Raw genomic sequence first — 17061 nt, forward strand, 5'->3', positions numbered from 1 at the left:
GGATCGGTTGCGCTAGGATCAAAGCTCCTTCGAACCAGCGAGATCCGGATGAACCGGCGCGAATTCGTGTCAAGGTTGACGGCGGCAACCGCGTTTGCGGGCGTGGCGTCGCCGGCGGCAGCAGCGGAAGGCAGGCGGGTCGCGCTGGTCATCGGCAACGGTGCCTACAGCAACGTGCCCGCGCTGCTCAATCCGCCGAACGACGCGAGCGACATCGCCGCGGCGCTGAAGCGGCTTGGCTTCACCGTCTCCCTGGCTGCGAACGCCGGCTTCGACGAGATGCGCCGCGGCCTGATCGCATTAGGGCGTGACGCCGCCGGCGCCGACATGGCGGCTGTGTATTTCGCCGGCCATGGCATGGAGATCAATGGCGAGAACTGGCTGATCCCTGTTGACGCAGAACTGAAGCGCGACACCGACGCGGCGAATGAAGCCATCAACCTGCAAAGCGTGATGCTGCAGGTGTCGAACACCACGAGCCTTGGCCTCGTCATCCTCGACGCCTGCCGCAACAATCCGTTTGCCGCCAGGATGAATCGCTCGATTGCCACGCGGGCAGCCACCATGAGCGGGCTCGGCCGCATCGAGCCGGTCGGTAACGTTCTCGTCGCCTATGCCGCACGCGACGGCACCACGGCGCTTGACGGCGACGCGCGCAACAGCCCGTTTGCAGCGGCGCTCCTGCGCAACATCGAGCTGCCCGGTGTTGAGGTGACGTTCATGTTCCGCAACGTCCGCGACGACGTGATGGAGGCGACCCGCAACGCGCAGCAGCCGTTCGTCTACGGTTCGCTGTCGCGCCAGGCGATCTACCTTGCCGGCCGGCCAACGGCCGGTGCCGATGGAGCGCCGAACCCGCTTCCGGCCGTCGCCTTGCCTGCTCCACAGCACACGCCGACCTCGCCAACGATCGATCCCGCGCTGGTCGGCACCTGGGAGATCATGGTGCCGAGCGGCCGCGGGCAGTCGCGCTGGATCTGGCAGATCATGGGCGACGGCACCTACAGATTCCACGCCGAGCCGCAGCGCTCGGCTCGTCCGCACGAAGGCACGATCACGGCCGCGAACGGCCACTGGACGCTGCACGCCCTCAGAGGCCTGTCGGGCTACAGCGACGGCGGCGCCTACGAGATCCGCAATGCGCTGGCTGTCATCACAGGCAAGCTGGGCACCGGCGCCTGGAAGCGCAGCGCCGAGTAGATGCTCCTGCGCGCGATGATGCGACCCGAAGGGCCGCGTCATGGCTGCCACCCTGCTCGCTGGAACCCGGATGTCCCCGGCGCCTTGACGCGTGCGCTTGACGCACCGCGCCCGGGCAGCTTTAATGGATTACAAGAACATTTGTTCGCATTCCGAACATTCTGCCGTCGGGCAAAAAGCGGGCTCACAACACCGCGTCCCGCACCACCAGAGGAAACGTCACCGATGCAAGCCCTCCTCTCCGGCGAAAGCACGCTCGTCGTCACGATGATCGTCGCCTATATCGCCTTCACCTCCTGGCTCACGCTGAAGCTGCGCAGCCGGACCAGCGATCAGTTCATGACCGCGTCCCGCGCGATGCCGGCCGTCGTCGTCGGCGTGCTGATGATGTCCGAATTCGTCGGCGCCAAATCCACCGTCGGCACGGCGCAGGAAGCGTTCCAGTCCGGCATGGCTGCGGGATGGGCCGTGCTCGGCGCCTCGCTCGGCTTCCTGCTGTTCGGCCTGTTGATGGTGAAGAAGCTCTACAATTCCGGCGAATACACCATCTCGGCCGCGATCGCGCAGAAATACGGCAAGTCGACCATGCTCACCGTCTCCGTGATCATGATCTATGCGCTGCTGCTGGTGAATGTCGGCAACTATGTCAGCGGCGCAGCCGCGATCGCCACCGCGCTGCATGTCAGCCTCCCCGTTGCGATGTGCATCATCGCTGCGGTTTCGACCTTCTACTATGTGTTCGGCGGGTTGAAGGGCGTCGCCTGGGTGACGATCCTGCACAGCGCCTTCAAGGTCGTCGGCATCATCATCATCGTCGCGGTCGCGATGTCGCTGACCGGCGGCATCGCGCCGATCAAGGCCAAGCTGCCGGCGTATTACTTCTCGTGGGACGGCAAGATCGGCTTCACGACGATCTTCGCCTGGACCTTCGGCACCGTCGGCGCGATCTTCTCGACCCAATTCATCGTCCAGGCGATCTCCTCGACGCCAAGCGCCGCCGAGGCCCGCAAGGCGACGTACTATGCCGCAGCGTTCTGCCTTCCGCTCGGCTTCCTGCTCGCGCTGATCGGGGTTTCCGCAAAATATCTCTACCCCGACATGAACAGCCTCTACGCGCTGCCGGTGTTTCTGGAGAAGATGCCGCCGCTGGCCTCCGCCTTCGTGACGACCTCGCTGGTCGCCTCGATCTTCGTCAGCGTCTGCACGGTCGCGCTCGCGATCGCCTCGCTCGTGGTGCGCGACTTCTACGTGCCTTACTGGAAGCCGACGCCGGAGCGCGAGCTGAAGATGACTCGCGTGTTCTCGATCGTGATCGCGATCGTGCCGCTCATCTTCGTGTTCTTTATTCCGGAGATCCTGAAGCTGTCGTTCTTCACGCGCGCGCTGCGCCTGTCGGTGACGATGGTGGCGATGATGGGCTTCTATCTGCCGCTGTTCGCCAGCAACCGCGGCGCCACCGCCGGCCTGATCGGCGCTGCCGTCGCGACCACGGTCTGGTACCTGCTCGGTAACCCCTTCGGCATCGACAACATGTACATCGCCGCCGCGTCGCCGCTGGTGGTGATGGCGATCGAGCGCATGGTGATGGGCCAGGCGCCCGCGGCCACGCCGCAGGCGGCGCAACCCAATGCTTTCGTGGAAAGGACTTCGACATGACCATCGGTGCCGAGGTCGCGATCGCCGACATCGAGATCACCGCCGACGGCACCGTTCGCCCAGTGGCCGGCGATCCCGACCGGTTCGACGCGTTCATTCCTTCGCCTTGCGTGCAAAACCACGCCGCCAACCTGATGCCGCTCGCCAATGGCGATCTCGCCTGCGTCTGGTTCGGCGGCACGCAGGAGGGCATGTCGGATATCTCGGTGTATTTCTCGCGGCTTCCGCGCGGCGCGACGCAATGGTCGGCGGCCGAAAAGCTGTCCGACGATTCCGGCCGTTCCGAGCAGAACCCGGTGCTGTTCCCGGCCCCCGACGGCACGCTGTGGCTGATGTGGACGGCGCAGCTGGCGGGCAACCAGGACACCGCGCTGATCCGCCGCCGCCTCTCGCGCGACCATGGCAAGAGCTGGGGCCCGATCGAGACGCTGTTTCCGGAGCATCGCGGCCGCGGCACCTTCATCCGGCAGCCAATCGTCGTGCTCGACAATGGCGACTGGCTGTTGCCGGTGTTCTATTGCCACAGCACGCCGGGCAAGAAATGGAACGGTGACGAGGACACCAGCGCGGTGAAGATCTCGACCGATGCCGGCGCAACCTGGCACGATGTCGACGTCCCCGGCAGCCGCGGCTGCGTGCATATGTGCATCGAACGCCTCGACGACGGCTCGCTGATTGCGGTCTATCGCAGTCGCTGGGCCGACAACATCTATCAGAGCCGCTCGACCGATCACGGCCGCAGCTGGTCGGCGCCGGTTGCGACCGCGCTGCCCAACAACAACTCCTCGATCCAGCTCACGCGGCTCGGCAACGGTCATCTCGCGCTGGTCTTCAACGATTCCAGCGCCAGGGATGCGAGCGGGCGCCGCCTGTCGCTCTATGACGAGATCGAGGACGACCTTCCGCCCGTGCTCGCCGGCGATGGCGGCAAGTCGGATGGACGCACCGCATTCTGGGGCGCGCCGCGGGCGCCGATGACGCTGGCGATCTCGACCGACGGCGGACGCTCGTGGGCCAAGCGCAACGTCGAGACCGGCGACGGCTATTGCATGACCAACAATTCGCGCGACCAGACCAATCGCGAGCTGTCCTACCCCTCCGTCAAGCAGACTGCCGACGGCGCGATCCACACGGCCTTCACCTTCCATCGCCGCGCGATCAAATATGTGCGCGTGACCGAGCCATGGGTGAAGCGGGGCTGAGAGGATGGACAAGAGGCACGCACTCGTCACGGGCGCCAGTTCGGGCATTGGCGCTGCGATCGTCGAGCGCCTGTTGCGCGACGGCTGGCGCGTCACCGGGATTAGCCGGCGCCCTGTAACGTTCGACCATCCGGCGTTCGATCATCTATCGCTTGACCTGAACGACCTCGGCGGCATTGCGAACGCCGTCTCGGGCCTCACACCGACGGCGCTCGTTCATGCCGCGGGCATGCTGAAGGTCGCTCCGCTGGGATCGCTTGACCATGACGACGGTGCTGCGATGTGGCGGCTGCATGTCGATGTCGCCGCACGCCTCGCCGACGCGCTGGCGCCGCGCCTGCCGCAGGGCGGGCGCATGATCTTCATCGGCAGCCGCACCGCATCGGGCGTGGCCGGCCGCGGCCAATATGCGGCGACGAAAGCTGCGCTGGTCGCGATGGCGCGGTCGTGGGCGAGCGAGCTCGCGCCGCGCGGCATCACGGTCAATGTCGTTGCGCCCGCCGCGACCGAGACGCCGATGCTCAACGACCCGGCGCGTGCCAATGTCACACCAAAACTGCCGCCGATTGGCCGCTTCATTAGACCTGACGAAGTCGCAGCCGCCGTGGCATTCCTGCTCTCAGGCGAAGCTGCCGCCATCACCGGACAGCAGCTCGTCATTTGCGGCGGCAGCTCGCTCTGAGGCGGCAGCTCTCCCGTCACGCCTCGTCGAGCAGCTCGAACAATTCCTCGACCATGTCGAACGGGGCATCGCGCGTCTGGCTGTGGTAGACGACGCGATCGCCGTCGCGTTGCAGCGATTTTCCTTTCGACTTCCGCAACCGTCCCGGCAGGAACGTCGCGGCCACGGCGCTTTGCCCGACGTCGAGGCGGACGATGCCTCTGCGCTTGCAGTCGAGCCTCAGCCGCGCGGCTGCAAAGACGTCGCGCGCAGCCAGCGGCAATGGTCCGAAGCGGCGCGAGGTTTCCTCCTCGAGATCGTCGAGGTCGTCCTCGCTGGCGCAGCGCGCGGCGCGGGCATAGAGCTCCAGCCGCACCGGCGCGGATTGCACATAGCTCTCGGGTAGCATGTCCGCGACCGGCAGGTTGAGGTCGGGCACCCACACCACGGACCTGCCGTCATCGACCTTCTCCGAGGCCATTTTCAGAAGATGACTGTAGAGCACGGGGCCGAAGACCTGGACGTGGCCGGATTGCTGCTCCGAGAACAGATCGCCTGCGCCCCGGAGATCCAGGTCGCGCTCGCTGATCGCAAAACCTGCGCCCGGCCGGCTGAACTCCTCCAGCACGGCCAGCCGCTTCTCGGACTGTCCCGAGGCCGACTCGGTCAGCAGAAATGCGAAGGCGCGGATGCCGCCGCGCCCGACGCGTCCGCGCAGCTGATGCAGCTGAGCGAGGCCAAACTTTTCGGGCCAGCACACCACGATGGTGTTGGCGCGCGGGATATCGAGGCCACTCTCGACGATGTTGGTGGCGAGCAGGACGTCGGCGTTGCCTTCGACGAAGGTCATCATCCGGTCGTCGATCTCGTCGGCCGGCAATCTGCCGTGCAGGCAGACGATCTTGAGATCGGGCGCCACCGCCTGCACGCGCGCCAGCATGGGCTCGAGATCCTGGATGCGCGGGCAGATCAGGAAGCTTTGCCCGTGCCGCCGCTGCTCGCGCAGCAAGGCCGAGGCGATGGCGGCATCCGACAACGGCGCGATCTTGGTCGCGACCGGAAGCCGGTGCACCGGCGGCGAAGCGATGACACTCAGGTCCCTGAAGCCGGCAAGACCCGCGGCGAGCGTGCGCGGGATCGGCGTGGCGCTCATCCAGAGCGTATGCGCATTCCTGGCAAGCCCGGAAAGCTTTGCCTTCTCGGCGGCGCCAAAATGCTGCTCCTCGTCGATGATGACGAGACCGAGGTCATCGAATTTCACGTCCTTCGAGGTGAGCGCCTGCGTTCCGACCACGACCTTCACCCGGCCGCTGCGCAAGCCCTCCCTGGTCTCCCGCGTCTCGGCACCGGAGGTGGCGCGCGACAGGTTGCCGACCTCGATGTCAAAAGGCGCAAACCGCTTGCGGAAGGTCGCAACGTGCTGCCGCGCCAGCACCGTCGTCGGCACCGCGATCGCCACCTGCTTTCCCGACAGCACCACGGCGGCCGCCGCCCGCAGCGCCACCTCGGTCTTGCCGAAGCCGACATCGCCGCAAATCACCCGGTCCATGGGATGCCCCGACGCGAGATCATCCAGCACGTCGTTGATCGCCTTGGCCTGATCGATCGTCGTGAAATACGGAAAGCGCGCGACGAATTTTTCGTAGGCCGATCCCGGCGGGACCAGCTTGGCCGCCTTCCGCCGCTTGCGCTGGCTGATGTGCTTGGCGAGGGCCTTGCCGGCGAGCTGGATCTCCTGCTCGGCGGCGGTGCGGCGGGCCCACCATGTGCTGCCATCCGCCTTGTCGAGCGCGAGCTTGCCGCGCTCCGCTGAATAAGGCCACATCTGCGCCAGATCGGGCGGCGGCACCAGCACCGCGTTGTCGCCGGCGAAGGACAACCTGACCATCTCGCGCAAGGCGCCGCCGCCGGTGTTCACGGTCTGCAGGCCATCGAGCACGGCAAGGCCGCGCTGAAGATGCACGACCACCGTGCCCTGTTCCGGCACGTCGGCATGATCGAAGGCCGCGATCCAGCTTCGCGCCATCGGCTGCGGATGATGCGCACGGCTGCCGAGCACGTCACTCGCCGTCAGCACGACGGCAGCTTTCTTGCCTGGAATGACGAAGCCGGCGTCGAGATCGGCGATCAGCGCCACGTCGCGATGGCGCGCACTCGCGGCCTCGTCCCAATCCGCGACGCGCTCCGCGCGCACGCCGCTCATCCGCTCCATCGCGCGCAGATCTTCCTCCTGGGCCGCGACGAGGATCAGGCGCGAACCGGCGCGCCTGGTGTCCTCGACAAAGGCGCGCAGGGCTTTCCTGGCGGATGTCAGCTTGGAGAATTCCGGCGTCGGCTGAAACGGCGCGCTACGCGGCAGCACCTTCATGCCACGGGTTGCCTGCTTCCAGTCGGGGCGTCCCAGATATTCGCGCTCCCTGTCCGCGCGACCCGCGCCCTCCTCGATCGTGCTCAGCCAGGCATCGGCATGCACCGAAACGCCGGCATCCGCGATCCACCTGGCCTTACCGCAATAGTCGAACAGCGTCGCGCGCTTGGCCCGAGCGCCAGCGATGGCGAGCCGCTCCGACATGGGATCGACGAGAAGCTCCCTGGTCTCGAAGATGATGTCATGCTCTTTCGGATCGAATGCCACGATGCGGCGGATGGCGCGCGCGGAATGCTCCACCCGGAACGGACCCAGCGCGCCTGCGGGAAATATCTCGAAGGTCTGGCCGTGAAACAGCACGCCGCCCGGATAATCCGGCTCGTCATCGAGGTCATAGCCCAGCTCTTCGAGACGGACGCGAAGCTCGCTCTCGGAGAAATGGCCGCCGACCTTCAAGCCCGTGTTCAAGCGCAACAGGCTCGCCGGCGTCGGCAGGCGCTCCATCACCGCTTCCGCCGTCGAGATGAGAAAGATCGGCTGCTTGGATTTTGCGAGGCGCCGCAGCACCGAGGCGCGACGGCCGGCGATCTCGCGCGATGGCTCCAGTTGATCGAACGGCAGGGTGTTCAGCCGCGGAAACACCAGCACTTCGCAGGACGGATCGAGTGCATGAATGACGCTGCCGAGCCGTTCTGCCCTGTTCTCGCTCTCGGCGAGGAACACGAGACCGCTGCGCCCGGATTCCTTCCACTGCGCCAGCAGATGCAGCGCCATCATGCCGAGCGGCGACGACGACGAGATCGTGGCGCGCTGCGAGCCCTTGCTCGTCGTCGGAGAACTTTTGCTTAGCGGGCGCCTGCTTGTCGAACTTTTGGCGGGCGAACGCTTTTTGGGCGAGCTTTTGACTTGCGAGCCCTTCTTTAGAGAACTCTTGCTTAGTGAGCCCTTGGCTGGCCGCAGTTTTTTGGAATGACGCACGTTAATCCGTTTCTCGTCGTAGGCAGTCGCTAATGGCACGCGCAGCCGAGTTCGTCCCGATTCGGTTGCGAATGGTCATGCATATGGGACGGGGCGTGCGAACGCGCGCCTCCCAAAACATCTCGCGCGACATAGAAGTCGCCGGCACACGCAAAAGCGCGAGGCCTCAAGCGCGATGAGATTCGGACGAATCGTCATCGCACTTTAATTGGTTGTTTGAGCATGATCTTCTTCGGAAAACCGCTACGCACTTTTCCGGATCATGCTCTTGCCGCCAGTCGTCTAGCAGACGCGCCGGCGCATTTCCACTCTTGTGATCAGGCAGCGGCTAAATGATGCCGCTCTGCCGAAGCGCTGCAATCGCAGCCGTGTCGTAGCCGAGTTCCGCCAGCACGGCATCGGTATGCTCGCCGAGCGTCGGCGGGCGCGTCGCGATTTCGCCCGGCGTTTCCGAGAGTCGAATCGCGGCGCGGGCAACCGGAGCCTGCCTCGGCAAGCCGGGATAGTCGACGTCTTGCAAGAAGCCGGCGGCGCGGATGTGGGGATGGTCCAGCGCCTGCTGCGGGCTCAGGACCGGCCCGGTCGGAATCATCGCCTTGCCGAGGGTGTCGACCGCCTCCTGCGTGGTACGCTCGGCGCACCAGCGCGCCATCCGCTCGCTGATGACGGGTCCGTTGTTGCCGCGGCTGATGTCGTCGGCAAAGCGCGGATCGTTCAGCCACTGCTCCTCCTCGCCCATCAGCCTGGCCCAGCGCTTGAACAGCGGATGACCGGTGACCTGGCACAGCACCCAGCCGTCCCGGGTGCGGTAGATGTCTGCGGGCGCGGCAGTCTGGCCGAGATTGCCTGATGGGACGCGATTGACGTTGATGACGGCCTGCTCGATCAGCGTCGCATTGGTGAAGGACAGCGCGGTCGCCAGCAGCGCGCCCTCGACGATCTGCCCGCGCCCGGATTTGCCGCGCTCGATCAGTGCGGCGAGCGTCCCGAAGGCGCAATGCAGCGCGGTGCCGAAATCGACCCAGTTCACCGCCGCGCGGTAAGGCGGATTGCCCGCGCCGGTCATGTAGACCGAGCCCGACATGACCTGGCCTACGCCATCGAAACCGACGCGGTCGGACCACGGCCCCGGCCCGCCGAACGCAGTGGCCGTGGTGAGGATGATGTCCGATTTGATCGCCTTCAACGAGTCGTAATCGAGCTTCATGGCGCGCAAGGTCTGTGGTGGCAGATTGGCGACGACGACATCAGCGGTCTTGACCAGCCGGCGCATCACCTCCTGCCCATCAGGCGTCATCGGATCGAGCGTGATGCACTTCTTGTTGCGGTTGACCTGGAGGAACAGCGCGCCCTCGCCGCCTTCGCCGACCGGCGCCACGAAGCGATCCTCGCTGCCGTCACGCTTCTCGACGCGAATGACCTCGGCGCCGAACTCGGCCAGCAATGTCGCGCAATACGGCCCCGCGATGTAGCGCCCGAAATCAAGGACGCGCACGCCTTCCAGAACTCCCCCCATCGACCTCTTCTTTCCTTCACTACTTCCGGTCAGATTACAGGGAATGGGTGCCACGGCAAGGTGCAGCGCACACGATGCCTTGTCGCAAGATGCTGCCTTCAAGATGTCATCATCCAGCCGTTTCGGCCGGCGGAAATTCTGCTCTAGTATAGGCCTGTCGGTCCCTCCAGCCAGAAGCGCACATCCATGCCGCAACAATTCGATCGATCCGCAGAAGATCTCGGCAACGCCATTCATTTCGAGCACGTCAACATCCAGGTTCCGGACCAGCGCCTCGCCACCCTGTTCTACGTCACGGGGCTTGGACTGACCCGCGATCCCTATCTGATGGTGTCCGACACCAACATGTGGATCAATGCCGGAAGGAGCCAGTTTCATCTGCCGAGCGGCAAGGCGCAGGTGCTGCGCGGCCATACCGGGCTCGTCATCGAGGGCCGCGAGGCGCTGCTGGCGCGATTGGCCTCGGTCGCCGGGAAGCTCGAAGGCACCGCCTTCGCATACGCCGAGCACAACGATTATGTCGAAGCGACCTGCCCCTGGGGCAACCGCCTGCGCATCCACGAGCCGGACGCGGCACGCTTCGGGCGCATCACGCTCGGCATCCCCTATGTCGAGTTCGAGGTGCCGGCCGGATCGGCACAGGCAATCTGCGCCTTCTATCCCGAGATCATGGGCATGCCGGCGAGCTTGCGCAACCGCGGCGGCAAGGTTGCCGCGGTGAAGACCGGCCGCGACCAGCATCTGCTGTTCCGGGAGACCGATCGGCCGCAGCCCGCCTATGACGGCCACCATGTGCAGATGTACATCACCGATTTCTCCGGCCCTTATCGCAAGCTGCTGGCGCGCGACCTGATCTCCCGCGAGGACAACCAGTATCAGTACCGGTTCTGCGACATCGTCGATCTCGACAGCGGCAAGCATCTGTTCACGGTCGAGCACGAGGTACGCAGCGCGACGCATCCGATGTTCATGCGGCCGATGGTCAATCGCAATCCTGTCGTCAACAACCGCAACTACGCCTACGGCCACGATCAGGCATCCTGGGCGATGGGGCCGGATCAATATGAGGGATAGGGCTCCCGCGACAAAGCCGCCGACGAAGCGGCTTTGTCAGCTCGAGCCTGGATCCGTCACACCTGGTCGCCCGTCCTCGCCGGCACCGCGTCCACGCCGCGCGGCGGTGCGCCCGGCTGTCCTTGCACAGGTGTCGATCTCGGCGCCGTACGGGCGATGCCGGCCAGCGCCTGCTTGCGCCGGCGTCGTTCCTGCAATTGCTGGTCTGCCAACACGCCGATCAGAATCACCGTCCCCATCACCGCGAAGTTCAGCGAATTGGGGATGCCGAGGATATTCACGAGGTTCTGGAGCACCTGCAGCAGCGCAGTCCCCAGCACGATACCGAGAATAGAACCCTCGCCGCCGCGCAGGCTGCAGCCGCCCAGCACGGCAGCCGCGATCGCGTAGAGTTCATAGAAATTGCCGAAGGAGCTCGGAGACACCGAGTTCGTGTAGAACACGAACAGGACCGTCGCAACTCCGGCGAGCCCACCGCTGATGATATAGGCGGTTGCGATCACCATGTTGGTGTTGATGCCGGAGAAGCGCGCCGCCTCCTCGTTCTTGCCGACGGCATAAAGCCAGCGTCCGTAGACCGAGCGGTGCAGCACCACGCTGAGGACGAACGCAAGGACGATCAGGAGGATGAAGGTGTTCGGGATGCCCGCCACATGGCCGGAGGCAATGTTGCTCAGTGTCGCTGCCTCGTCGCCGTAGCCGAAGCCGCGTGTCGAGTCGGTCGTGTAGTAGCGGGCGGCGCCGCGATAGATCAGCAACCCGCACAGCGTCACGATGAAGGGCTGCATCTTCAGCCGGGTGATCAGGACCCCCTGAATGGCCCCCAGCACCAGTCCACCCAGCAATACGGCCAGCAGCGCCAAGGGCCAGGGAACCTGGTACGTCGTCAGAAGGTCGACGAAGACGACACCGAGCAGCGCGAACATCGAGCCGAGCGAAAGGTCGATGCCGCCGGTGATGATCACGAGCCCTTCGCCAAGCGCAAACACGCCGAACAGGCCGATCAGATTGGCCATGTTGAGCAGATTCACCACCGACAGGAAGGCCGGATTGATCATGCCCGTGATGACGGAAATCACCACGAGCAGCAGGCCGAGACCGAGTTCTTTCTTGTTCATGGGGCAGCGGCTTCCACGGTTTCCAGCGCCTGGCCCATCGCAAGCCGCAGCACGTTGTATTCACTGAATTGCGGTCGCTCCAGCACACCGCTGACGCTGCCTTCATGCATCACCGCGACCCGGTCTGAGACACCGATGACCTCCTCCATGTCCGAGGAGATCATCACGATCGCGACGCCCTGGTCGGCGAGCTCGCGCATCAGCGCGTAAATCTCGCTCTTGGCACCGACATCGATGCCGCGGGTGGGCTCGTCGAAGAACATCACGCGCGGCTGCATGGAGAGCCACTTGCCCAGCACGACTTTCTGCTGGTTACCGCCGGAGAGGGTCACGGCCTCCATATCGACGCTCGGCACCTTGATGGAGAGCCGCCTGACCTGCTCCTTCGCGACATTGTGCTCGGCCGCGCCGTTGACCAGCCACATCCGCGCGTAATTGCGCAGGCTCGCCAGCGTCACATTCTCGCGGATCGGCAGCTCCAGCACCAGCCCGGTTTTCTTGCGGTCCTCCGGCACCAGATAGATGCCTTGCCTGATCGCATCCCGGGGCGATGCGACATCGACCGGCGCGTTGTCGATCCTGATCTCGCCACCCAGCACCGGATCGATGCCGAAGGCCGCGCGGGCCAGCGAGGTACGACCAGCGCCCACCAGTCCTGCCAGTCCGAGGATCTCGCCATGCCGCACGGAAAGATCGATCTGCCGGTCGGGGAAGGCTGACGTCACGAGGCCGACGATGTCGCAGCCGCCCGGCTGCGGCGGCCGTTTCGGCGGCGTATGCAGCGCTTTCAGGTCGCGGCCGATCATCAGCCGGATCATTGTGGCATGGCTGAGCTGGTCCCGCGCCAGCTCTCCCACCGTGCGCCCGTCGCGCAGCACCACGACGCGGTCAGCGCAGGTCATGATCTCGCCGAGCCGGTGGGAGATGTAGATCACGGCGATGCCGTGCGCCTTCAGATCGGCAATCACCGCCAGCAGCCGCTCGGTCTCCGAAATCGTCAGGCTCGAGGTCGGCTCGTCCATGATGATCACGCGGGCGTCGATCGAGAGCGCCTTGGCGATCTCCACCATCTGACGTTCGGCGATCGAGAGATTTTCGACCAGCGTGTCAGGGCCGAAATCGGCGCCCAGCCGCTGCAGCAGCGGCGTCACGCGGGCGCGCATCTGCGCGCTGTCCACCAGCTTCAGCGGGCCGCCGACGAGCTTCTCGCGTCCGATGAAGACGTTCGCGGCGACGTCGAGATTCTCGAACAGGTTCAGCTCCTGATGCACAAAGGCGATGCCGGTCTGCGTCGCCTCGTTCACCGTCATTTGGGCATGGTCAGTGCCGCCGATGCGGATCACGCCCGCGCTCGGCTCAATCACGCCGCCGAGCACGCGCATCAATGTCGACTTGCCGGCGCCGTTCTCGCCGATCAGGCCCAACACCTCGCCGTGGTGCACGCGCAGGCTGACATCGTTGAGGGCCATGACCCCGGGATAGGACTTGCTGATCCCGACAAGTTCGAACAGGATTTCCGCCATTCACTTCCTCCTGCTCGACGCCCGACGGCTATGGCCGCCGGGCGTCGAAAGGCACTCAAAGTCACTTCTTCAGCAGATCCTTCATGTGAGCGGTGAAATCCGCGACGTTGGTCTTGCTGATCACCTGGGTCGGCACGATCAGCTTGCTGTCGGCCGGAATCCAGGACTTGTCGCCGTTCAGCGTCTTGATGATGTTGGTGGCGGAGAGATAGCCGAATTCGAACGGCTGCTGCACCACCGTCGACTCGATCGTGCCGTCGGAAATTCCCCGCAGCGTGCGCTGATCCTCGTCGAAGCCGACGATCTTCACCTTGCCGGCCTTGCCCGCCGCCTTGACCGCATCATAGATCAGCGGGGTCTCGTAGCTCCAAAGGCCGGACAACAGCGCAATGTCGGGATATTTGACGAGCACGTTCTCCATGTTCGCCTTGGCCTTGGCGGAGTCGACCTGATCGGTGAACACGTCGACCAGCTCGATCTTGGTGCCGGCGATCGCTTCCTTGATACCCTGCACCCGCTCGCGGGCGTTGTCCGCGTCCATCGTGCCGACGAACAGCGCGATCTTGCCGCCGTTCGGCAACGCCTTCTTGAACTCCTCGCCCGCTTGCCGCCCGGCCGCGACGTTGTCGGTGCCGATATAGGCGAGACGCTTGCTCTGCGGCGCGTCGCTGTCCGTCGTGATCAAGATGGTCTGGGAGGCGACCTTGTTGAGCTCTTCGGTTGCATGCGGCGCATCGTCGACCGAGATCGAGATGCCGGCGACGCCGCGCACCAGCAGGTCGTCCAGCTCGCGCCGCTGGCCCGCCGCGGTCGCATCATTGGTGACGATCAACTGGATATCGTATTCCGGGTGCTCCTTCTGAGCCTTCTCGAGCCCGCGGCCGGCGATGACCCAGAAATCGGCCGCTGCATTGGTCACCAGCGCGATGGTCTTCTTCTGCTGGGCCTGCGCCGCACCCGTGGCCAGCGCGAACGCAGCGGCGGTCGCGAGCAACGGCACTAGCAATGTCTTCATTGATCCGTTCATGTGTACCTCCCTTTGGTCCCCCCAGATGCGGGGCTTTACAGCGCTTTTGCGCTCTATTTTATTCACGCAGCGAAGAAATGTTGCAGAGCAGAACATCAAAATCAGGATGCGCTGGCCACTTCTTCAAGCGGAAATAGTACATGAGGCATGATATTAGTAAATATGGCCGCCTCGTCGCGCTCCGCGCTGTGCTTTTCCAATCACACCGCCCCAATACGCGCCCATTAAATTCATGCTCTGAATTAAATAGGACAGCATGACTGACCAGACTGAGTTGCCGAGACGAATTTTAGGCATGACCCGTGGCTCGAACCGGGGCCGCCTGGTGGAAGTCCTGCGACGCCACGGGCCGTTGCCGCGTGTGGAACTGGCCCGGAGCACGGGACTGAGCTTCCCCGCCGTTTCCGGCCTGACCTCCAGGCTGATCGCGGAAGAGCTGCTGTGCGAGACCGAGACCGCGGCCCCCCCATGGTCCGACGATCCCGACGAAGAGGATCCGGATGGGCTGAATGGCCGCCGCCGTGGCCGGCCGGCCGTGCTGCTGACCCTGAACCCGAAGTTCGGCCGCGTCATCGCGGTCTCGCTGCGCATGAATCTGATCGAGACACTGATTGCGGATTTCAGCGGCTTCAGCCTGGCCCAATCACGACTCGAAATCGCGACCCGGGCTCTCGATGCGGGCGCATTGTGCGACCTCGTGATCACGCAAATCAATGCGATGCTGGCGGCGACGGCCACACCGCGCCATCGGCTGCTGGGAATAGGGATTGCGCTTCAGGGTATCGTGGACGCGGATACTGGCCGGCATCTGTGGAGCCCGGTGTTGTCCGTCACCGACATCGATCTGGCGAAGCCGGTGCGCGAGGCTTTCGGCACCGAAGTCGTGATGGCGAATGATGCTGTCGCGGTTGCGCTCGCTCTCGCCGCCGCGGAGCCGTCACTGGCGCAGGGCCTGATGGCCACGATCCTGATCGGTCACGGCGTCGGCATGGGCGTCGTGGTCGACGGTGAAGCGCGGCTGGGCGCCGGCGCCGGCAGCGAGATCGGCCATACCAAGCTGGGATCGAACGGGCCGCAATGCCGCTGCGGCCAGCGCGGCTGCATCGAGGCCCATCTCGCCGACTACGCGCTCTACCGCGACGCCCGCACCTTTCTCGACTTGCCGCCGGCGGCGTCGCAGCAGCCTTCCGAGGCGCAGATGACCCTCCTGCATGAGCGGGCACGGAGCGGTGATCCCCGTCTCGAGCACGTCTTCCAGCAGGCAGGTCGCGCGCTTGCCGAGGCGGTCGCGGCAACGATATCCGTGCTGCGCCCGCACCATGTCGTCCTGGCAGGTCGCGGCCTGCAGGCATTTGACATGATGCGCCACGCCTATGAGGAGCGGCTCGAGCAGGCGGTGTTGCCTTGGTTGCTCAAGTCCACGACGATCCATCTGCGGCCAAGCGATTCGGCGGCCATCGTCGATGGCATGATGCAACGGACGCTGCGGGTCGTGGACCGCAACCACATGGAGACAACCGAATAGGCAACGGCCCGGCGCCGACCATGAAGGCGATCCGGCGAAGTTGAGGGCGAACTGCGGCAGCCCGCGATCATCTCGCGATTCCCACGGCCCGATTGTATTATCCGCGCATGAGCGAATCCGGCACCGTGGAAGGCGACGCAAGGCGCGTTCGCAAGATCATCCATATCGACATGGATGCCTTCTACGCATCGGTGGAACAGCGCGACAATCCGGAACTGCGCGGCAAGCCCGTCGCTGTCGGCGGCTCGGCCGAGCGCGGCGTGGTTGCCGCGGCGAGCTATGAAGCGCGTAAATTCGGCGTTCGGTCCGCGATGGCGTCGGTGACCGCGAAGCGGCAATGTCCCGACCTGATCTTCGTGAAGCCTCGCTTCGAGGTCTACAAGGCGATCAGCCGGCAGATCCGCGAGATTTTTGCCGAGCACACCGAGATCATCGAGCCCTTGTCCCTCGACGAGGCCTATCTCGACGTGACGGAGAACCTGCAAGGCATCCCGCTCGCGCGCGACATCGCGCTGCGGATCCGCGAGAAGATCAAGGCGGAGACCGGCCTCAACGCTTCGGCGGGCATTTCCTACAACAAGTTCCTGGCCAAGCTCGCCTCCGATCACCGCAAGCCCAACGGCCAGTTCGTGATCTCCCCGGAGATGGGACCCGCCTTCGTGGAGACGCTGCCCGTCGGCAAGTTCCACGGGATCGGGCCGGCAACAGCTGCGAAGATGAACGCCCTCGGCCTTTTTACCGGTCTCGACATCCGCAATCAGACGCTCGAGTTCATGAACGCGAACTTCGGCAAGTCGGGCGCCTATTATTACTGGATCTCGCGCGGCGTCGACGAACGGCCTGTGCGGGCCAACCGGATCCGCAAATCCATCGGTGCGGAGACCACGTTCTCGACCGACCTTGCCGAATTCGACGCGCTGGTCGCCGAGCTTCGCCCCCTCGTCGACAAGGTCTGGCGCCATTGCGAGACGACCGGCAGCCGGGGCCGCACCGTCACCTTGAAGATCAAGTTTGCCGACTTCGAGATCATCACGCGCAGCAGGTCTCTGCTCGCGCCGGTCGCAGGCCGGGACGAGCTGGAGCGCCTCGCCTGCGGCCTGCTCGACGTCGAGATGCCGCTGCCCAAACGCGTCAGGCTCCTGGGTGTAGCGCTGTCCACCCTCCAGCTCGCAGACGATGCGGAGCCGCAACTGACCTTCGGCATCTGATCCAG

13 protein-coding genes are annotated in these 17061 nt (G+C 64.9%); 8 read left to right on the forward strand and 5 right to left on the reverse strand.

Annotation, left to right across the window (positions count from 1 at the left end; genetic code table 11):
• Window positions 1-48 precede the first annotated feature (48 nt).
• The 4 genes from ABID58_RS27495 to ABID58_RS27510 all read left to right on the forward strand — a co-directional run bounded on the left by ABID58_RS27495 (window position 49) and on the right by ABID58_RS27510 (window position 4740).
• Complete coding sequence (locus tag ABID58_RS27495) at window positions 49-1200, forward strand: caspase family protein (protein ID WP_354035912.1); 1152 nt, start codon at window positions 49-51, stop codon at window positions 1198-1200.
• A gap of 225 nt (window positions 1201-1425) precedes the next feature.
• Window positions 1426-2856, forward strand: a complete 1431-nt coding sequence (locus ABID58_RS27500) for a sodium:solute symporter family protein (protein WP_354035914.1) — start codon at window positions 1426-1428, stop codon at window positions 2854-2856.
• Window positions 2853-4058 carry a sialidase family protein gene (locus ABID58_RS27505; protein ID WP_354035916.1) on the forward strand — a complete coding sequence of 402 codons (1206 nt, stop codon included), beginning with the start codon at window positions 2853-2855 and terminating at the stop codon, window positions 4056-4058. The genes ABID58_RS27500 and ABID58_RS27505 overlap by 4 nt, the downstream gene beginning before the upstream one ends.
• A 4-nt stretch (window positions 4059-4062) precedes the next feature.
• Complete coding sequence (locus ABID58_RS27510) at window positions 4063-4740, forward strand: SDR family NAD(P)-dependent oxidoreductase (RefSeq protein WP_354035918.1); 678 nt, start codon at window positions 4063-4065, stop codon at window positions 4738-4740.
• Between the two features lie 16 nt (window positions 4741-4756).
• Here ABID58_RS27510 and ABID58_RS27515 read toward each other — a convergent pair whose 3' ends face one another.
• Window positions 4757-7864: a DEAD/DEAH box helicase gene (locus ABID58_RS27515; RefSeq protein ID WP_354035919.1), complete on the reverse strand. Its 3108-nt coding sequence runs from the start codon at window positions 7862-7864 to the stop codon at window positions 4757-4759.
• Between ABID58_RS27515 and ABID58_RS27520 the strand changes: the two genes are divergently transcribed.
• A complete protein-coding gene (locus tag ABID58_RS27520) occupies window positions 7863-8060 on the forward strand; it encodes a hypothetical protein (protein WP_354035921.1) in 198 nt (65 codons plus the stop codon). The genes ABID58_RS27515 and ABID58_RS27520 overlap by 2 nt on opposite strands.
• A gap of 333 nt (window positions 8061-8393) precedes the next feature.
• On the opposite strand, the gene ABID58_RS27525 is transcribed toward ABID58_RS27520, so the two are convergent.
• Window positions 8394-9581 (reverse strand): CaiB/BaiF CoA transferase family protein, encoded by a 1188-nt coding sequence (locus ABID58_RS27525; protein WP_354035922.1) that lies wholly within the window; start codon window positions 9579-9581, stop codon window positions 8394-8396.
• Between the two features lie 186 nt (window positions 9582-9767).
• On the opposite strand from ABID58_RS27525, the gene ABID58_RS27530 reads away from it, so the two are divergent.
• Entirely contained in the window at window positions 9768-10655 is an 888-nt protein-coding gene (locus ABID58_RS27530; protein WP_148752451.1) for a VOC family protein, read from the forward strand.
• Between the two features lie 56 nt (window positions 10656-10711).
• Here ABID58_RS27530 and ABID58_RS27535 read toward each other — a convergent pair whose 3' ends face one another.
• The 3 genes from ABID58_RS27535 to ABID58_RS27545 all read right to left on the reverse strand — a co-directional run bounded on the left by ABID58_RS27535 (window position 10712) and on the right by ABID58_RS27545 (window position 14323).
• A complete protein-coding gene (locus ABID58_RS27535; RefSeq protein WP_354035923.1) occupies window positions 10712-11773 on the reverse strand; it encodes an ABC transporter permease in 1062 nt (353 codons plus the stop codon).
• The gene (locus tag ABID58_RS27540; protein ID WP_354035924.1) at window positions 11770-13296 is read right to left on the reverse strand and encodes a sugar ABC transporter ATP-binding protein; all 1527 of its coding nucleotides are present in this window, start codon (window positions 13294-13296) and stop codon (window positions 11770-11772) included. The genes ABID58_RS27535 and ABID58_RS27540 overlap by 4 nt, the downstream gene beginning before the upstream one ends.
• Before the next feature lie 61 nt (window positions 13297-13357).
• Complete coding sequence (locus tag ABID58_RS27545; protein ID WP_354035926.1) at window positions 13358-14323, reverse strand: sugar-binding protein; 966 nt, start codon at window positions 14321-14323, stop codon at window positions 13358-13360.
• Between the two features lie 256 nt (window positions 14324-14579).
• Here ABID58_RS27545 and ABID58_RS27550 point away from each other — a divergent pair, with 256 nt between their 5' ends.
• A complete protein-coding gene (locus tag ABID58_RS27550) occupies window positions 14580-15848 on the forward strand; it encodes an ROK family protein (RefSeq protein WP_354035927.1) in 1269 nt (422 codons plus the stop codon).
• 107 nt (window positions 15849-15955) lie between these two features.
• Window positions 15956-17056: a DNA polymerase IV gene (dinB, locus tag ABID58_RS27555; RefSeq protein WP_354035929.1), complete on the forward strand. Its 1101-nt coding sequence runs from the start codon at window positions 15956-15958 to the stop codon at window positions 17054-17056.
• Window positions 17057-17061 lie beyond the last annotated feature (5 nt).

Origin of the sequence: Bradyrhizobium sp. S3.2.6 (assembly GCF_040546885.1) — a bacterium.
Taxonomy (GTDB): Bacteria; Pseudomonadota; Alphaproteobacteria; order Rhizobiales; family Xanthobacteraceae; genus Bradyrhizobium; species Bradyrhizobium cytisi.